Source organism: Nonomuraea sp. NPDC049750 (genome assembly GCF_040659625.1).
Taxonomy (GTDB): domain Bacteria; phylum Actinomycetota; class Actinomycetes; order Streptosporangiales; family Streptosporangiaceae; genus Nonomuraea.
The window spans coordinates 466,800-483,987 of record NZ_JBFANB010000002.1 but is presented as its reverse complement, the minus strand read 5'-3'; the positions used below and the strand labels follow the sequence as shown (position 1 = coordinate 483,987).

16 protein-coding genes are annotated in these 17,188 nt (G+C 66.9%); 8 read left to right on the top strand and 8 right to left on the bottom strand.

Annotated features, from left to right (window positions below; all coding sequences use genetic code 11):
- Nucleotide 1: 1 nt before the first annotated feature.
- From AB0J16_RS07435 to AB0J16_RS07425, 3 genes are all read right to left on the bottom strand, one after another.
- Nucleotides 2–2,599: a PEP/pyruvate-binding domain-containing protein gene (locus AB0J16_RS07435; protein WP_358535636.1), complete on the bottom strand. Its 2,598-nt coding sequence runs from the start codon at nt 2,597–2,599 to the stop codon at nt 2–4.
- Nucleotides 2,600–2,741: 142 nt separating this feature from the next.
- Nucleotides 2,742–4,136: an MFS transporter gene (locus AB0J16_RS07430; protein ID WP_358535634.1), complete on the bottom strand. Its 1,395-nt coding sequence runs from the start codon at nt 4,134–4,136 to the stop codon at nt 2,742–2,744.
- Between the two features lie 107 nt (nt 4,137–4,243).
- The gene (locus AB0J16_RS07425) at nt 4,244–4,954 is read right to left on the bottom strand and encodes a GntR family transcriptional regulator (RefSeq protein ID WP_358535632.1); all 711 of its coding nucleotides are present in this window, start codon (nt 4,952–4,954) and stop codon (nt 4,244–4,246) included.
- A 106-nt stretch (nt 4,955–5,060) separates the two neighbouring features.
- Between AB0J16_RS07425 and AB0J16_RS07420 the strand changes: the two genes are divergently transcribed.
- Both AB0J16_RS07420 and AB0J16_RS07415 read left to right on the top strand, forming a co-directional pair.
- Nucleotides 5,061–5,492 carry a VOC family protein gene (locus tag AB0J16_RS07420; RefSeq protein WP_358535630.1) on the top strand — a complete coding sequence of 144 codons (432 nt, stop codon included), beginning with the start codon at nt 5,061–5,063 and terminating at the stop codon, nt 5,490–5,492.
- Nucleotides 5,493–5,620: 128 nt separating this feature from the next.
- Nucleotides 5,621–6,481, top strand: a complete 861-nt coding sequence (locus tag AB0J16_RS07415; protein ID WP_358535628.1) for an aminoglycoside phosphotransferase family protein — start codon at nt 5,621–5,623, stop codon at nt 6,479–6,481.
- Nucleotides 6,482–6,787: 306 nt separating this feature from the next.
- Here AB0J16_RS07415 and AB0J16_RS07410 read toward each other — a convergent pair whose 3' ends face one another.
- Nucleotides 6,788–7,264: an ATP-binding protein gene (locus AB0J16_RS07410; protein ID WP_358535626.1), complete on the bottom strand. Its 477-nt coding sequence runs from the start codon at nt 7,262–7,264 to the stop codon at nt 6,788–6,790.
- 147 nt (nt 7,265–7,411) lie between these two features.
- Between AB0J16_RS07410 and AB0J16_RS07405 the strand changes: the two genes are divergently transcribed.
- The 6 genes from AB0J16_RS07405 to AB0J16_RS07380 all read left to right on the top strand — a co-directional run bounded on the left by AB0J16_RS07405 (nt 7,412) and on the right by AB0J16_RS07380 (nt 12,862).
- Nucleotides 7,412–8,239 (top strand): helix-turn-helix transcriptional regulator, encoded by an 828-nt coding sequence (locus tag AB0J16_RS07405; RefSeq protein WP_358535624.1) that lies wholly within the window; start codon nt 7,412–7,414, stop codon nt 8,237–8,239.
- Nucleotides 8,227–8,442 carry a DUF397 domain-containing protein gene (locus AB0J16_RS07400; protein ID WP_358535622.1) on the top strand — a complete coding sequence of 72 codons (216 nt, stop codon included), beginning with the start codon at nt 8,227–8,229 and terminating at the stop codon, nt 8,440–8,442. Before AB0J16_RS07405 ends, AB0J16_RS07400 begins: the two co-directional genes overlap by 13 nt.
- 751 nt (nt 8,443–9,193) lie before the next feature.
- The gene (locus AB0J16_RS07395; protein WP_358535620.1) at nt 9,194–9,436 is read left to right on the top strand and encodes a hypothetical protein; all 243 of its coding nucleotides are present in this window, start codon (nt 9,194–9,196) and stop codon (nt 9,434–9,436) included.
- Complete coding sequence (locus AB0J16_RS07390; RefSeq protein ID WP_358535618.1) at nt 9,433–11,634, top strand: hypothetical protein; 2,202 nt, start codon at nt 9,433–9,435, stop codon at nt 11,632–11,634. Before AB0J16_RS07395 ends, AB0J16_RS07390 begins: the two co-directional genes overlap by 4 nt.
- 167 nt (nt 11,635–11,801) lie before the next feature.
- Complete coding sequence (locus AB0J16_RS07385; protein WP_358535616.1) at nt 11,802–12,218, top strand: hypothetical protein; 417 nt, start codon at nt 11,802–11,804, stop codon at nt 12,216–12,218.
- 245 nt (nt 12,219–12,463) lie between these two features.
- A complete protein-coding gene (locus AB0J16_RS07380) occupies nt 12,464–12,862 on the top strand; it encodes a hypothetical protein (RefSeq protein WP_358535614.1) in 399 nt (132 codons plus the stop codon).
- A 302-nt stretch (nt 12,863–13,164) separates the two neighbouring features.
- Here AB0J16_RS07380 and AB0J16_RS07375 read toward each other — a convergent pair whose 3' ends face one another.
- The 4 genes from AB0J16_RS07375 to AB0J16_RS07360 form a co-directional block, all read right to left on the bottom strand.
- Nucleotides 13,165–14,304 carry a M20 family metallopeptidase gene (locus AB0J16_RS07375; protein ID WP_358535612.1) on the bottom strand — a complete coding sequence of 380 codons (1,140 nt, stop codon included), beginning with the start codon at nt 14,302–14,304 and terminating at the stop codon, nt 13,165–13,167.
- Between the two features lie 31 nt (nt 14,305–14,335).
- Complete coding sequence (locus tag AB0J16_RS07370; protein ID WP_225290779.1) at nt 14,336–15,829, bottom strand: AbgT family transporter; 1,494 nt, start codon at nt 15,827–15,829, stop codon at nt 14,336–14,338.
- Nucleotides 15,830–16,120: 291 nt separating this feature from the next.
- Nucleotides 16,121–16,441: an AzlD domain-containing protein gene (locus AB0J16_RS07365; RefSeq protein WP_358174246.1), complete on the bottom strand. Its 321-nt coding sequence runs from the start codon at nt 16,439–16,441 to the stop codon at nt 16,121–16,123.
- Nucleotides 16,438–17,187 (bottom strand): AzlC family ABC transporter permease, encoded by a 750-nt coding sequence (locus tag AB0J16_RS07360; RefSeq protein ID WP_358535610.1) that lies wholly within the window; start codon nt 17,185–17,187, stop codon nt 16,438–16,440. Before AB0J16_RS07360 ends, AB0J16_RS07365 begins: the two co-directional genes overlap by 4 nt.
- Nucleotide 17,188 lies beyond the last annotated feature (1 nt).

Here is a 17,188-nt window from a genome sequence, read left to right as displayed (position 1 = left end):
CCTATGAGGCCGCGGTGACCGTGCCCGCGCCGTCACCTGAGCCCGGGACGGCCGCATCCCCGCCAGAGACTGCCGTGGCCGCATCCCCGTCTGAGCCCGCAGGGTCCGCATTCCCGCTTGAGTGGGCGATGACGACGGTGCCCGCGTCCCCGTCGACGGTCACCACCTGCCCATCGACCAGCGTGGACGTGCCTCCGGCCGTACCCATGACGGCCGGGATGCCGTACTCCCTGGCGACGATCGCGGCGTGCGAGGCGGCGCTTCCGGTGTCGACGACGACGGCCGCCGCACGCTGGAACAGCGGGGTCCACGACGGGTTGGTGTAGGGGCAGACGAGCACGTCCCCGCTCGTCAGGCTGCCGAACTCGGCCGGATCCCGGATGACCTTGACCGGCCCGGTGGCGCTGCCGCCGCCCGCGGGTGTCCCGGTCACGATCGCGTCGCCCGCGTCACGGACGGGGAAGATCGCCCGCGGGTCGATGAGCCGCACGCCCGAGAGCTCCTCCCGCTTGGCCGCCCGCTGCCGCACGACCGCCCGCAGGCCATCGGGGCACTCGTCGGAGCCGGCCAGGCCCTTGATCGACTCCAGCTCCTCCAGCCGCAGGTGGAAGACGTCCTCGGGCCGCTGGAGCACGGCCGCGTCCCGCAGCCGCGCTCCGATCTCCAACAGCGCCCGGCGCAGAATGGGCAGCGGGAGCGTGAAGTAGAAGTGGCTGTCCTCGCGGAAGGCGTGACCCGCGCGAGCCGCCTCGACCCAGCGCACGACCCGGACCCTCCAGCGCCCGGCCCGCAGCAGGGGGTGACGGAGCAGCCGCTCGAACGCCCCGCCCGCTCCCAGAGTCGCCTTGCCCGCCCCCGCAGCCGCTCCGCCCACTCCCACTCCTGTAGCAGCCCCGCTCGCTCCCGCTTCCGCCGCCGCCCCGTCCGCGGCGGACGCGGCGGTCGCGGCGGTCGCGAGAGCGGGCGGCTTGGCCGCGAGCACCCTGATCGTTCCGAGGACGATTTCCGGGGCCTCACCCCAGGTGGGCGGGGTGGCCAGAATCGGAGTCACCGTCTCCCGGTGCCCGTATTCGGCGAGGAAGTCGCGCAGTTTCGCGGCGAAGCCGGAGGGCATCGGATCCGCGTCGAGCGCTCCGGTCGCCCGAGCCTCCTGGGCCAGCTCCTCCAGCGCCTGATTGGCGTCGGAGGTGCGGGTACGCGCGCCGGTCATCAGCTCGCCGAACAGCGCGCCGCGCCGCAACAGCTTGACCGCCACCAGCAGCCGCAACAGGGCGAGCCCGGTGCCAGGCAGGTAGTCGGTGCGCAGGTCCGTCACCGGCCGGACCAGGTCCAGTGCCTGTCTGGGCACCCGAATCAGTTCCGGCCAGGGCATCGAGGCCAGATCACGGGCCGCCAGCTCACGGTTCGCGGCGAGGAAGGTCTGGAAGCGCGGATCCTCCGTCCACCGGGCGGGATCGTAGCGCCTGGCCCGCCGGACGAGCCGGAACGGGATAGCCAGGAGACCGGCTGTCACACGCGGAGAGCGGGGCACCAACCGGTAGACGACACCGTCCTCCTCCTGCAGAAAATCCTCGAACACCCCCTTGATGCCGAAGGCCGCCGCGACCTTGGCCATCATGCCCGCCGGACCGTACGGCAGCCAGGTCGTCATATCAATCGGATAGGGGCGTACGGGCAGATATTCAAGCAGAACGCTGCCGACCTTGCGCTGGGCAGGGTTGAGCGACCCCACGGGCGGCGGCGGGAGCGCGGTCATGGGGCGGGCCTGGACCAGGCTCACCCGGCCGCCCGCGTACGCCCACTCGATGTCCTGCGGGCGGCCGAACCGAGCCGCGACCTCGCTCGCCAGCCGGGCCAGCTCAGCGAGCGCCGCGCGGGGCAGCGCCTCGCCGGTGGCGGGGTCTCCGGTCTCGTGTACGACGCCGCCGCCGGCCGTACCGCGGATGACCACCTCGCGACGGCCCGGCGTGAAGGAGGTGACCCGCCCCGAGGCGTCGAGCACGTAGTGGTCGGGCGTGACGAGTCCCGAGACGACGGCCTCGCCGAGCCCGCTGCTCGCGTCCACGACGATCTGCGTACGGTCGCCGGTGACCGGGTTCGCGGTGAACAGCACGCCGGCCGCCTCCGACTGGACCATGCGCTGCACGACCACCGCGATGCGAACCTCGGCCGCGTCGACACCCCGCTTCTCGCGGTAGGCGACGGCCCGCTCGGTCCAGAGCGAGCCCCAGCACCGGCGGACCGCGTCGACCACCGCCTCCGCGCCCACGATGTTGAGGTAGGTGTCCTGCTGCCCGGCGAACGCCGCCCCCGGCAGATCCTCGGCGGTGGCACTGGACCGAACCGCCACGGGCCCGCCGCCGAGCTCGGCATAGGCGCCGGTGATCGCCTCGCGCAGGTGCGGGGGAATGTCCACGTTCTCGAAGTACGTACGGGTGTCGTGCCCGTCGGCGACCAGGTCGTAGGCGGCGGTGGTCACGACGAAGCCGCCCGGGACGGGAAAACCGTTCTTGACGAGCTCGCCCAGGTTGGCGCCTTTGCCTCCGGCCAGGGCCAGGTCGCCGCGGCCGAAGGCGTTCAGGGGTGCTACGAATTTCACTGGCCCTCCTTGGCTTTCACTCGGTCCTCGTCGGCTTTCACTTGCTCCTGATCGCCTTTCACTTGGTTCTCTTCGGCTGTTCACCGGCTCTCCTCGACCGTCGCTCGGTCCGCCTCGGCTGTTCACCGGCTCTCCTCGACTGTCACTGGTTCTCCTCGGCGTAGGCGGTGGTGCGGAGCGGTCGAGCCGGCAGCGCGAACGCGAGGACGAACGCCACGACGAGCAGCGGCGCCATGGCCGCGAACACCGGCGGCACGGCCGTGGCGAAGGCGTCCCGCACGCTGCCGGGCAGGTCGGCCGCCTCCGTGGCGGTGATGCCGGACCTCCAGGTGATCAGCGCCCCCACCAACGCGACCCCGGCCGAGGCGCCGATCTGCCGCATGAACGTCACCGCCGAGGTCGCGGTGCCGAGATCGGCGTAGTCGACGGCGTTCTGCGCGGCCAGCACCATGACCTGCATGACCAGCCCGACGCCCAGCCCCATCAGCAGCATCACGGCGGCGATCGCCACCGCTCCCCCGCGGTCGCCCACGATCCCGAGCAGCGCCAGCCCGGCCGCCGTCAGCGCCGTGCCCGCCACCGGGTACGGCTTGTAGCGCCCCGTCCTGGTGATGAGCCTGCCGGAGACGATGGTGGTGGTCAGCACGCCTCCCATGAGCGCGGTCACCAGCAGGCCCGCCTGGGTGGCGGTGGAGCGCAGGGCGATCTGCAGGTAGGCGGGCATGTACGCGATGGTCCCGAACAGGGTGAATCCGATGAGCAGGCTGATCGCCACGGGCACGGCGAAGGCGCGGTCGCGGAACAGACGCAGCGGCAGGATCGGATCGGCGGCGTACCGGGCGCTCACCAGCCACGCCGCCCCGCCCGCGACGGCCAGGGCGAGGAAGGCCAGGTTCCTGGTCTGTCCCAGCATGACCACACCGACCACGGCGACCGCCAACGTGACCGCACCGGCGAAGTCGATCGGCGCGCGATTCTCGACCGTGAACTCGGGCTTGGGGAGCCGCAAGGTCGCCGTCAGCACGACCAGGGCGAGCAGCCCGAGCGGCGGATAGATCGCGAAGATCCACCGCCAGCTGAGCCGGTCGATGAAGAACCCGCCCAGCAGCGGTCCACCGACCGCTGCGACCACGTACGCGGCACCGATCAGACCCAGATAGCGACCGCGCTCACGCGGGCTGACGACCTCCCCGATGATCGCCTGCGCTCCGATCATCAGCCCGCCACCACCGATGCCCTGCACCGCACGGAATGCGATGAACTGCGGCATCGAGGCGGCCACCGAGCACAGCACGGCACCGGTGACGAAGATGACGATCGCCGCCTGCATCATCGGCTTACGCCCGTACCGGTCGCCGAGCTTGCCGTACAGGGGCATCACAACGGTCGCGGCGACCAGGTAGGCGCTGATCACCGCCGGCATCTGATCCAGCCCGCCGAGACTCCCCGCCACGGCGGGCAGGGCGGGCGCCATGATCGTCTGGTCGAGCGCACCCAGCAGCATCGCCAGCAGCAGACCCGGCAGCACGAGACCCATGACACGCTCCTTAGAGAACGAAACGTTCTCTAAGGAGCATACGATTCATCCCATAGAAACGCAACGTTCACTAACAACCGCCAGCGCGTACTGAAGAGCGATGTGCGCTACCGCTTCGCCGTGGACCCCACGACGCTCTGATCCTCCTGCCCCGGCGGGAGGTCGTGAGCGGTGAGCACTTGGGCCGCATGGTGACGGTGGACGGCGAACAGCTCCAAAGCGGCGTCGGCGTCGCCGGCACGCAGGGCGTCCGCGAGCAGACGGTGTTCGTCCGCGATGTGCTCGAGGTAGCCGTCGGAGCTGCGGCCGATCCGGGTCAGCAGGAACAGGTGGATCTGTGAGCGGATCGCCTGCCAGGCTTCACTCAGGCGCCGGTGGTGGGCGGCGTCGTAGACCGCGTCGTGGAACGCGAGGTCGCAGTGGACCATCGCGTGCGCGTCCGCTGCGCGCCCCATGCCGTCGACCACCTTGTCGATCTTGGCAAGGTCCTCTTCGGAAGCGTGGCCGACCACCCGCTGCACGGCCAGGTGCTCAAGCGCGCCGCGCAGGCTGTCCAGTTCGGCGATGTCCTGCGGGGACAGGGTGATCACCGTGGCGCCGCGATGCCACTGGCTGCGGACCAGTCCCTCGCGCTCCAGCAGGAGCAGCGCCTCGCGTACCGGGCCACGGCTCACGTCCAGCGCCTGGGACAGTTCGACCTCGCGCAACTGGGCCCCAAGGGCGTACACGCCGCCGAAGATGGCCTCCCGAACGCGATCGGCGACCTCGTCGGCCAGCCCTCGACGGCGGGCGGGAGCCATTGTGCCCTGTTCACCCATGACCCTTTGCCCTCCGCTGATTGTCTCAATGTTAACAAACTCCCGCACACTGGCGTAATGTCAACATTAGGACATTTCCTCCTTCAGCAGAGAGGCCCCACCCATCATGAGCGTGTTGAACTCCCCGATCCCGCGCTTCCACCTGGCCATGCCGGTCGACGACCTGACGGCCGCCCGCCGCTTCTACGGCGAGGTACTCGGCCTGCGGCAGGGCCGCAGTGCCGAAACCTGGATCGACTGGAACATGTACGGCCATCAGTTCGTCACCCACCTGGCGCCGGCCCAGACTCAGCAGATCCACAATCCGGTCGACGGCCATGACGTCCCGGTGCCGCACTTCGGCCTGATCCTCACGATCGAGGACTTCCACACGCTGGCCGACCGGCTCCGTACGGCAGGCGTCCCGTTCGTGATCGAGCCCTATGTGCGATTCGCCGGGCAGGCCGGCGAGCAGTGGACGATGTTCTTGCTCGACCCGGCCGGCAACGCCCTGGAGTTCAAGGCGTTCGCTGACGACGCCCAGGTCTTCGCTGCCTGACCGTACGTACTGCCCGCCCGCCTGCCTCCCACTCACCACCTTGAGGCATCGCACGTACCGATCGAGACTCACCACACAGACGAGCAGAGGGCCGCTCTTGGGACTGGCACCAGCACTATCGTTGCGGCGTGACCACCCCGGCGGCGGAAGCCGACATCAACGACGACATCGTCGACCGCCTGATCCGCACGCAGCACCCGGATCTGGCGGGCCCGCTGAGCCTCGTCGCCAACGGCTGGGACAACGTCATCTACCGTCTCGGGACGGATCTGTGCGTACGCCTGCCGCGCCGCCAGGTCGCCGTCGATCTCATCGTCAACGAGCAACGCTGGCTGCCCGTCTTGGCCGAGCACGTCGAAGTCGCGATACCCCTACCTGTCAGGGCCGGCGTGCCTGGCGAGGGCTACCCCTGGCCGTGGACGATCGCACCCTGGTTCGACGGCCGCACGGTCGCCGACGTGCCACCGTGCGACCGCTCTGGCATCGCTGTCCCACTGGCTGACTTCATGACCGGCCTCCACCGGCCCGCACCACCTGACGCGCCGCGCAACCCCGTCCGCGGCGTCCCGCTCACCGCCCGCGACGAAGCGGTACGGCAGCGCCTGCGGTCCATTCCCCGATCAGCCGAGCTTCTTCCCCTCTGGGAGAAGCTGGCCGCCCTGCCGCCGTGGCAGGGCCCCGCGCTCTGGCTCCACGGCGACCCGCATCCAGCGAACCTCCTGCTCAACGGGGAAGGGCTGGCGGCTGTCCTGGACTTCGGCGATCTCACCAGCGGCGACCCCGCCACCGACCTGGCCGCCGCGTGGCTGGTGTTCGACGAGAACGCGCGCGAGGTCTTCCGATCACGCGTCGACGCCGACGAGATGACCTGGGAGCGCGCAAGGGGCTGGGCCCTTGCCATGGGCACTGCCCTGGCCGCCCACTCAGCCGATAACCCCAGCATGGCGGCCATCGGCGAGCATGTCCTCGGCCAGGTGCTTCTCACCTAGAGGCAGGCGCGTTCGATGTCGTCAGATCCAGATCACGCAGCCCGGTGCAAAGGAAGCTGATGGTCAGGTCGTTCGCCTCGCCGGTGAGGCGGCGACGCCGGACCGGCTGCCACTTACTGTGACCGCCCACAGGCCCTCCTTGCAGTCTGCGGATGACCCCCGATGAGGGCCGAAGCGGGTGCACTCATCGGGGGCCTGCCCGGCCTGGAGCCACGGGGGGAAGATCCCTGCCGGACGTTCTGCGGCGGCTCCCCCACTCCCCCTCCTCGAGAAGGAGGAGCCGCCTGATCTGGGCTGGCTGCGCGTTCAGCCAGGGCCACACCCACTGACCGATCCGGAGACCGGTTCGGGGGCTGAGGGGTTTGGGGAAGATGGGACGGCCCGGATGGCGCACCAGACGGTACGACCAAGCCCACGACCGTGCTCTCGGGTTCCCCAGTCCTGGGAAATCTCACGGACGATCAGCAGCCCACGACCGTCCTCCGCCTCCGGCTCCTGCCGGATGCGCGGGCCGGAGAAGGCGGAACCGGGGTCACGCACCTCCACATAGACCACCTCGTCCGTCGCGGTGACGGTGAGGCCGATAAAGTCGTACGGTTTGGCGTCGGAGTGGCGGAGCGCGTTCGTCACGAGCTCGGACGCCACCAGCACCGCGTCGTCGACAGCAGGATGATCGTCTCCGAGCCATCTGCGCACTTCGGAGCGGGCGTGCGAGACGGACTCGCGAATGCCCACGAGCTGAATCGAGCCGATGACCCTCGGCTCCGCACTCGCTGCTTTCATTGCTTCACCACCCGGAGAAGTCGGCCTCGATCGGCCTTCCAACCATCCCAAGGCTCGGCTACATTGAGTAGTCAATTGACTTCGATAAGCCATCAACCGTTTCGCTGAAGGTCGTGTTGAAACGGTGGCCATCCCCCTGGAGGTCAGATGCCCAAGGAAAGCGAGCTATGCCCTACTGACTCACCGACCGCACTATTCGGCTTCGAGTTGCGGCGACACCGCAAGGCCAGAGGCTGGTCCCAGATCCGTCTGTCGAAAGCGGTGTCCTACTCCGTCGGCACAATCAGCATGATCGAGACAGCCAGACGGTCACCAACGGAGGAGTTCGCCCGCCACTGCGACGAGGCGCTGGAGGCGGAAGGGGCGCTGATGCGGCTTTGGCCGATGGTCAGTCATGCACAGGCTCCTCCTTGGTTTCGGCCCTGGCTCGAGGTGGAGGCCACGGCGGAGGCGATCCGGACCTGGGAACCGCTGGTCGTGCCCGGCCTGCTGCAGACCGAGGACTACGCCAGGGCGGTCCTGAGCGGTGATGTCGGCGTGACGTCCGAACAGGTCGAGGAACATGTGATCGCTCGAATGGAACGCCAAAGCATCCTTAGGCGTCCCAAACCGCCATTGTTGTGGATTGTGATCGACGAGGCAGTTCTGCACCGCCCGATCGGCAGTCCCGCCGTGATGTCGGCGCAGCTCACTCGTCTTCTCGAAGATGGCGAAGCTCCCCGGATTACCATCCAGGTTCTTCCCCTCAAGGCCTACGCCACGACCGGTCTTGCCGGCGGGTTCGCCATCGCGCAGGCACATGGCGTCTTCGACACAGCGTATGTCGAATCCGCTGGCGTCATGAGTCGAGTAACCGAGCGACCAGAGGACGTCCGCGTCCTAACATATAGATATGAGGGGATTCGCTCAGAAGCGCTGTCCCAACGCGAATCCCTAGACCTGATCAAGGAGACGCTGCAGCGATGGACAAGCTGACCCGCGAACTCGACACAGCTACCTGGCGCAAGTCCACCCGATCGGGGCCCGACGGCGGCAACTGCGTTGAGGTTGCTGAACTGTCCGGAGGACGCCGAGGTGTCCGCGACAGCAAAAACCCCAGCGGTCCGGCCCTCATCTTCACTCCTGGCGAATGGAGCGCCTTCATCAGCGGCGTGAAGGACGGCGAGTTCGACTTGTAAATATGTTCGCAGAAAGGGAAGACTCTCCGCTCATGCGGAGAGTCTTCCCTTGATCCGTAAAGCGGCCAGACTCCGCCGCGGGGATTTTAGAGCATCCTGCTGGGCGCAGCGGTTAGCAGCGATACTCGCAAGCATTCCGCGATGGTGAGCCACGCGCCGAGCTCCCTTTGACTGGTGGCATCGCCCACAATTCGTCCGCCAAAGAGTGGCCGTCGGTCTCTGTGCTGAGCCCCGCGTCGAGGCCGATCTCATGAGCCTGAGCCCGTTCGTCGCGTTGGCGAAAGGTGCCTGGAGCTTGCTGGCATATCGCTTGGCCTGCTCAATGCCCTCGTCGTCGCTGGTGGGCGTCTCTCTTAACTCCACCACCACGATAGGCAGTCCCCGACGGGAGTTTGAGCGCGTAATCGGCGCGTAGCTGCGTTCCCCGCCCCGGCCTGCCCCGGTGGCCATGATCTTCCCGTCCGTGACGGTGCACTCGTCAACCATCTCGCGCTGGCCTCATCTCGACCGTTTCAGCGAATCCTCAATGATTCACCTCGCCGGCGGAAAGACCCGCAGGTCACAGCCAGTTCCCACCTGACAAGATCGAGTTCGGGCAAAGCAGCTCATTGCATAACAAAATTCCAACGCGCCATACCTTTCACTGCGCTTAAACTTGTTTTGTTGATGCGATGTTGATTACCGTGTGACCACGTGAGGGACGCCGCCTCCTGATCTGTTCTGGTGCAGCGAGCCGTACAAGGGGATCATCTTGGCCAACCTCGACCGCGAGGCGATGCGGGCCGTGGCGGAGCGGATCCAGCGGCTTTCGGACGAGCACTGGTGGGCGCTCGATCCCTCTTGCCGCCTGATGGAGAACGACGCGTGGGTGGGTCCCACGGGCGCCCGGTTCGACTCCCAGGTCCACGCGGACCGGAGGGAGTTGCAGGACATGCTCACGCAGGCCGTACACAGCGCAAACCAGAAGCTGGCCTCGATTCAGGACGCGCCATGACGGAGTTCACCGGGGTCAAGCCGGCCGAATTCGACACGATGGCGGGCAAGCACACCGAGGCCGCCAGGCGACTGGAAGAGCTGGCGCAGGCCCTGCACAGCGAATTGCAGGGCGCCGGGCTCGACACTTCTCCGGCGGCTCGGCTGCGGCAGTTGGCCGGACGTGTTACCACGCAGGCTGAGGACCTGCGGCGGCGGCAGAAACTGGTCCACGAGTTGCAGCGGCAGAAGGTCACCTTCGGCATGAGCACGGCGGCCGGGAGCTTCCTCGAGATGCCCGACGGCCTGGAGGCCGCCAAGGGCCTACTGGACGGCACCCTGGCCGGTCGCGCTGCGCTGAACGCTGCGGACGGGGACGCCAAGGCGCTGGCGGAGCTGAAGAAATACGCGGCGCGGACCGGGGACGCCGAGTTCGTCAAGGCGTTCCTGGGCACGCTGGGCGCCCAGGGCGTGACGCGGCTGCCGGGCTCGCTCGCCGCGCGACTGCGCGACGCCGGGACTCACGGGGACTCCGATCGCCTGGCCCAACTCTCCAGCCAGGGTAAGGAGGCTCTGCGCATGCTGAGCGCGGCTCTGGCCAGGGGAACCGATCCGAAGAATCCCGCGTACATGGGCGCCGAATTCCTCAAGGACTTGGTGAGGGAGGGCCGGGCCCAGCAGAAGGCCGGCGACACGAAGTACACGGGTTACCAGGCTCAGGCGCTCATCTGGCGTGCCCACGACGGGAAGCCGCCGTACTCGAAGGAGTTCATGGAGGTCGTCGGGCGTGACGTGATCGTCTACGAATTCGAGCAGCGTAAAGACGAATGGGCAGCGAGTAAGGACCTGCTCGGCCGGATGTTCGCGGGAGCCCAGGTCCCGATAGTCGATCTGGCCGGTGCACTGGGTCTTGGCAGCATGCTGAGACCGGGAACGCATGTGGGCAATCCGGGCACGAAGGCTAGCTCATCGTTGGTGGACGATCTTTTCCAGGCGGCGAAATCCAGCCGGGAGGCGTCCCATGCCCTGCTGGACCACACGCCGGCCGGGTGGCAGGAGTCTGTGCTGGACTATCTGCTGACGAGCCGGTGGGGGGCTTCCCGCTATCTGGGGGACTACGGGCCGTTCAACGACATGTTGGTGACTGCGACGACCGGCCAGGATGCGACTTCTCAGAGGTTGGCCGCCGATATGGTGAAGATCGTTGCCGATGAGGTCCGCCCTGCCTTCGGCAAGGGAGAGAACGGCAATCTGGAGATAAAGAACAGAGAGACGTTCGATCGTTTCGCTCCCCTGAGCTACCCCCTGGCCCGCGCCATCTCGGCCAACGTCGACCAGCTCTCCAAGCTCACCCTGAACCATGCGATCTTCGGCAATGTCGTGGCCTCCGACATGGACTATGCGCTAGTGCTGGCCACCTCCCACGACTCCGGGTTCGAGGCGCTGGTGAGAGCACAGACCGAACATATGCGAGCGGCACTGGACAGTGTGCCTCCGGTCGGTCTCAACGCTTCCAATGCCGAGCGGCTCGGTTTCACAAAGGCCGACGTCAAACGGTTTGACCTCAATGAGAATGGGCGGGTCGACAGAACCGACGCCGTGCAGTTCCTGACGGACCGGACTGTGGAGGAAGCACGTCCCTTCACCCACATCGTGGAGGTCCGCCGCCAAGTGCTGATCGCCCAAGGGCTGGACGACAAGAAGGCGGATGAGTCGTTGAAGGCCATGGTGGGCGACGCGATAGGACTGCTCCCGGTGCCGGGAGCCAAGCAGGTGGGCGAACTGGCCACCGGAGCCTTCGGCAAGCTGGTCAGCACGAGCTACGACAAGCTCGCCGGAGCCGCGTATGACGAGATCGCCAACCGGGTGGCCCAGCAGATGGCCGAACACGGGCAGGGGCTGGACGAGGCATACCGGACGGTGACAGATAACCGACTGGCGGTGGAGAGGCTAGCGGAACAGATGCTCGCCACGGCCGTGCTGAACAAAGGCATGCTCGAGAGACTGGATCTGGAAAAGCAGACATTCGCCGACGGAACTCCCCCGAAGCTCAAGCCCTTCGTCAAGATGAGCCCGCAGGAATACAGTAAATTCCTCGAGTGGACCCGCAGAGCCGGAGGAAGTAGCGACCTGCTCAATGGTTTCAGAAACACCTTCCGCACAACCACTGAAGTGGACGACCTTCTCGGCCTTGATATTCGGCCCGGTGGTGGCAAATGAGGCATTCTCATCTGCCCGTCGCTCTGCTTGTTCTCACGCTGACCGCAGCCTGCACCCCGGAAAACGCCATCGTCTCCACACCGGCCCCAGTTCCTCAGCCTGTCGCAGATTCCGCACCATACGTCTGCACGCTCATCCCAGAGCACGCGTTTCGCCTTGTCAGTGGCATGACCGGACCTCTCATCGAGAAAACCGACGGCAATGAGAGGAACGGCGACTGCCGGGCTCCTGATACGGCCGCCCGGTCTCTAGAGGTGTGGTGGATGCAGGAGGGCCGCGGGATGCCTCGCGAGCATCTTGATTTCCTTATGGATGACAGGCGCAAGGTCTACACCAGCAACAGCGGAGTAGTGCTCCCTACCGACCTCGGTGACGGCATGGCCGCATACCTGCCCAACCCACCACTCACCGATCAACCGTACCAAGTGAGCGCGAAATTCCGCTGCGGTAGCAAAGCACGATTGATCGACATCTTCCTGCCCCAGGTCGCCAAGGGCAGGGACGCAATCAAGGACATGACCGAGCTCATGCGCATCGCCCAAAAACGCTACGGCCACCTGTACAACTGCACCCCCGGCGCCTAGCAAGCGACACCGCCGCCAAAATCCAGCCAGCCCGCAGCGTCCCAGAATGTCCCACTCACGCCACATTCGCTTGAGCCCAAAATCGGACTGAGACGCATCTCTGCCACACCGTGATGAATAAAACCACACCCGGATTCCGATGACCGTGCGTCATCGACAACAACTTCTTGCGACGATGTGCTCACACACAGTGATCCCGGCTGCCAAGGCCGGGATCCTTCCAGCTACCGAAAAGGTAGGGGTACATGAACGAAGAGGCGGAGACTCGCGGCGCGAAACTTCGCGCGGCAGCCGTCGAAGCGACAGCGCGTTCCCGTAATGGGGCCTATCGCGGCCCTCGCGCGCGGCGTCAACATGCGAGCCTCCCGACGAACGGCTGCCCATGCCTGGAAGGCATACACACCGCCATCGCCTCAACGGCGGTCGCCGTTGCCCGGATAAGAGTTGAAATCGCCAGCATCAAGGCGGAGACGTCCCAGGACTTCGCAGCTCTCGGAGACGAGATCGCCGGCCTTCGCCGGCACACCCTCGAGCAGCTCACATCCGCTCAGGAGCAGATGGTGGGCAGACTCGACTCGCTGCACCGCAGAATGACCGACGTGGGACGCACACTCGATCGGCTGCTGGACAAGGACGGCGCCTAGCGACGAATAGGCCCTGAGCCGTTCGGGAAATGACAAAGGGTGTTGAGGATCAGATAGACCTCAACACCCTGATCACTGACTTGTACATGACAGTTGACGACTGGCTCGGCCATTCACCCGTGGATCGGACCAGCGCCACAACTGGGCGAGGCCGAGTCGCCGACCCCAGGACCTGCGCGTCAGCGCGCAGCGCGGTTGAGCGCGGAAGCCACGAGCGAAGCCGTCGGGGTGAAGACGTCCAAGCCGACGTCCCACAGCGCAAGCCGCCCCAGCTACCCGGCCAAGGTCGCGTGACGGGCCGACTAGCTGGCGAAGCCCGCGATGAGCCCAATGGTCAGGGCGGTGCGTTCGGGGATGTATTCGATGATGGCATGCTCCCCCCGCGAGTGGGATCCCGCTCCGACTGGACCGAGTCCGTCGAGGACGGGCCGCCCCAGGGCTGAGATGAAGTTGGCGTCGCTGGCCCCGCCGACGCCCGCCTCGCGGAGGTCCCAGCCGTGCTCGATCGCCACCTTGTACGTCCTGGCGTACAGGTCCTGGGAGGCGGGGTTGGGTGTCATGGGCGGCCGGTTCCATTCGCCGGAGAGCGCCACGGAGACCCGAGGGTCGGGGGCGCGCAGCGAGGTGAGTGCGGCGTCCACCCGGGCCATCTCGGCCGGGTCGGACACGCGTACGTCGATGCCGCAGGTCGCCTGACCTGCGGTGACGTTGGTGCCGGTGCCGCCGCTGACCAGGCCGACGTTGACCGTCGTGCCGAGCGAGGGGGCGCCCAGGGCGGCGATCTGGGTGATCAGGTCGGCCATGGCGTGGATGGCGCTGGCACCGGCGGTGGGATCGAGGCCGGCATGGGCCTCGATCCCGGTGACGGACACCTGGAAGATGCCGACGCCCTTGCGGGAGGTTTTGACCGCGCCGTCTATGGCACCCTCGAAGACCAGGCTGGCCAGCGCCCCGGCGCTGGCAGCCTCGATGCGGGCGCGGGAGGCCGGGCTGCCGATCTCCTCGTCGCCGTTGAACAGCAGGCGGACCGTGGGATGCGGCAGGCCCAGCTCGCGCAGCCCGCGTACCGCCCAGACCGCCTGGACGAGGCCCGTCTTCATGTCGAAGACGCCGGGTGCGCTGATGACGCCGTCGGTGATCTGCCACGGCCAGTCGGCGAGGGTGCCGACCGGCCACACGGTGTCGTAGTGGCCGACCAGCAGGACGAAGCCGGGGGCGGTGCCCTGGTAGGTCAGTTCCAGCACGTCGCCGTACTGGCCGCCGTCGTGACGGGTGAACTCGTCCGGCTCCCCGGCGCGGTCCACCGCCCAGCGGAAGATCGCGTCGAGTGCCCCGTCCAGGAGCTGTTTGTCGCTGCTCGGGCTTTCCAGCTCGACGAGCATACGCAGATCGTCGAGCATGGAGGGGAGCGCCTGGCGGGTCCACACGGGAGCCGGTGTCACTAAAGGATCCTTTCGCTAAGAGTGAGGAGAGTTAGGAGGGGACGCCGGGGCCCAGCGGGATGCCGAGTGCCCACCAGGCCAGGAAGAACAGTGTCCAGACCACGAGCATGATCAGGCACAGCGGCATGGTGAGGGCGATCAGCGTGCCGATGCCGGCTGATTTGCGGTAGCGCTGGATGAAGCCGAGGACCAGCACGAAGTAGGGGCTCATCGGGCTGAGGGCGTTGGTGCAGGAGTCGGCGATGCGGTAGACCGCCTGGGTGGCCTCCGGCGAGATCTTCAGCAGCATCAGCATCGGCACGAAGACCGGGCCGACCAGCGCCCACTGGGCGGAGCCGCTGGTGATCAGCAGGTTGATGAAGGTGACGATGATCAGGATGCCGACAAAGATCATCGGGCCGTTGATCCCGGCGGATTTCAGCAGGTCCGCGCCGTTGATGGCGACGATCGTGCCGATGCCGGTCCACTTGAAGTAGGCCAGGAACTGGGAGATGGCGAAGAACAGCACGAGGACCGGCGCCATCTCGCGCATGCCCTCGGCCATGAACGTGGGCACGTCGTTGCCGCTCTTGATGGTGCCGGCGACGCGGCCGTACACGATGCCGACGAGGCAGAAGGCGACGCCGAGCATGACGGAGATCGCGTTCAGCAGCGGGCCGGTGACCAGGCTGCCGCCCTCGCCGCGGAGCGGGGAGTCGGCCGGGATGATGGACAGCGCGATCAGCGCGGCGATCACCAGCAGCGCGACGCCGGACCAGCGCAGCCCGCGCCGCTCCTTGTCGGACAGTTCCAGCGCGCCGAGGTCGCCCACTTCGGCGTCCTCGTCGATCGGCATGCTCGCCGCCCGCTTGGTGAGGATCGTCTCCGTCACCACGGTGATGACGATGGACAGCACGACCGACGAGCCGATGGAGAAGAAGTAGTTGGCCAGCGGGGTGACGGTGTAGCTCGGGTCGATGGTGTGCGCGGCGTCGGTGGTGATGCCACCCAGGATGACGTCGAGCGGGGTGACCACCGGGCTGGCGTCGAAGCCGGCCGCGACCGAGACGAACGCGACCACGACGCCGACGATCGGACTGCGGCCGACCGCGTAGAAGGCCAGGCCGCCCAGCGGGATCAGCACGATGTACGCCGAGTCGGCGGCCACGTGGGAGACCATGCCGGTGAAGGCGAGTGCGAAGGTGACCCACCGGGCCGGCACGCGGGAGACGCCCCGGCGCAGGACCGCCGAGAGCAACCCAGCTCTGTCGGCCACCGCGACGCCGAGCATGACCACCAGGATCGTGCCCAGTGGGGGGAAGGTGGTGAAGCTCTTGATGGCGTCGCCGAGCATCAGCGTGACGCCCTCGCTCGACAACAGGTTCTTCACCGCGACGGTCGTCTTGTCGGCGGGGTTGACCGCCGACACTCCGGCCGCCGACAGGATCCAGCTCAGCGCCATGAGCACGACGCTCAGGATGATGAAGAGCCAGAACGGATGAGGCAGCTTATTACCGGCGCGTTCGACGCTGTTCAGCACGCGCATGGTCACGTTTAAGGCACGTGATTCTTTCTCAGCGGAGACGGTCGTCATGGAGACCCGGTCATCCTTTCTTGGTCGTTTCGCCTGAGGCACAGACCGAACGCGAAAGATGCCCCGTCTCTTTATTGCGAGTCCGCACCTGCGGGCCATACTTTAACGGCGGCAGGATCATCTCGCAATAGCTGATTGTCAAGGATGTCTCACCAGTTGAGAGCAGGTAAAAAGGCATGCGAAAGCGCCCGAACGATGTCGGGTGTCAAATGAATTTCGACAAACTTAAGACGCCTATAACATTCAGCCGACAAGCCAGCGGCTGAGATAGAAAGCGACAATTCCGACTGCTGTCACGAGCAGGAACCTTTTCGACACCAGACCCACGGCGAAGGTGACCGCTCCGCCTATCAGATAAGGGTTCGTCAGGGTCAGCTCGACGCCGTTCCCCGAGGGCGCGAGAACGGCCGGGAACACCAGTGCGGCCAGCACGGCCGGCGGCGTGTACCTGAGCAGCGTCTCCGCCAGCGGTGGCATCTCCCTGTCGGCGAAGAGGGCCAGCGGCAGGTAGCGCGGCAGGAAACTGCACAACCCCATGCCGAGGATCAGCAGCGCCATGCTCATCGGGCGATCTCCTTCGTCCTCGTCTTCGCCGCGTACTCGCACGCGGCCCCCACCACCGCTCCCACCACCGCGGCCAGCACGACGCCGAGGTTGTACGGCAGGCCCCGCGCCAGCATCACGGTCACCCCCGCGGCGCAGATGGCCGCGGCCACGCGCCAGTTCGCCAGCCCGATCGCGAGCATGGCGATGAACATGGCGGTCACCGGGAAGTCCAGTCCGAGCCCCCGCACGTCCGGGACGGCCGAGCCGAGGGACATGCCGATCGCCGTGCACAGCATCCAGGTGACGTACAGCAGTGAGGACGCCCCGAGGAAGAACATGTGCTTGTTGTGGGTGAGCTCGCCCTTCCTCAGCCGTTCGATCGCCACGAAGAAGACCTCGTCGATCAGCCCGAACCCGAGCAGCACCCGCCACCGCTGGGGCACTTCCTTGATGTACGGGATCAGGATGGTGGAGTAGAGGAGCATCCGGAGCCCCAGGATGAGCGTGGTGAGGATGATCGCGGCCCAGCCCGTGCCGCCGGCGATGAGGGCGAAGCCGACGAACTGGGCGGTGCCGGAGTTCACGGCCATCGCCAGGCCCAGGGTCGCCCAGCCGGAGAGCCCGCTCGACAGTCCGAGTACGCCTCCGGCGATGCCCATGGGAATGGCCGAGGCGAGGAACGGCACCATGCTCCTCGCTCCGGCGAGGTACTGCTGGCCGGGGGTCAACGGTGTGACCGCCTGGGGGGTGTTCGTGGTGGTCATG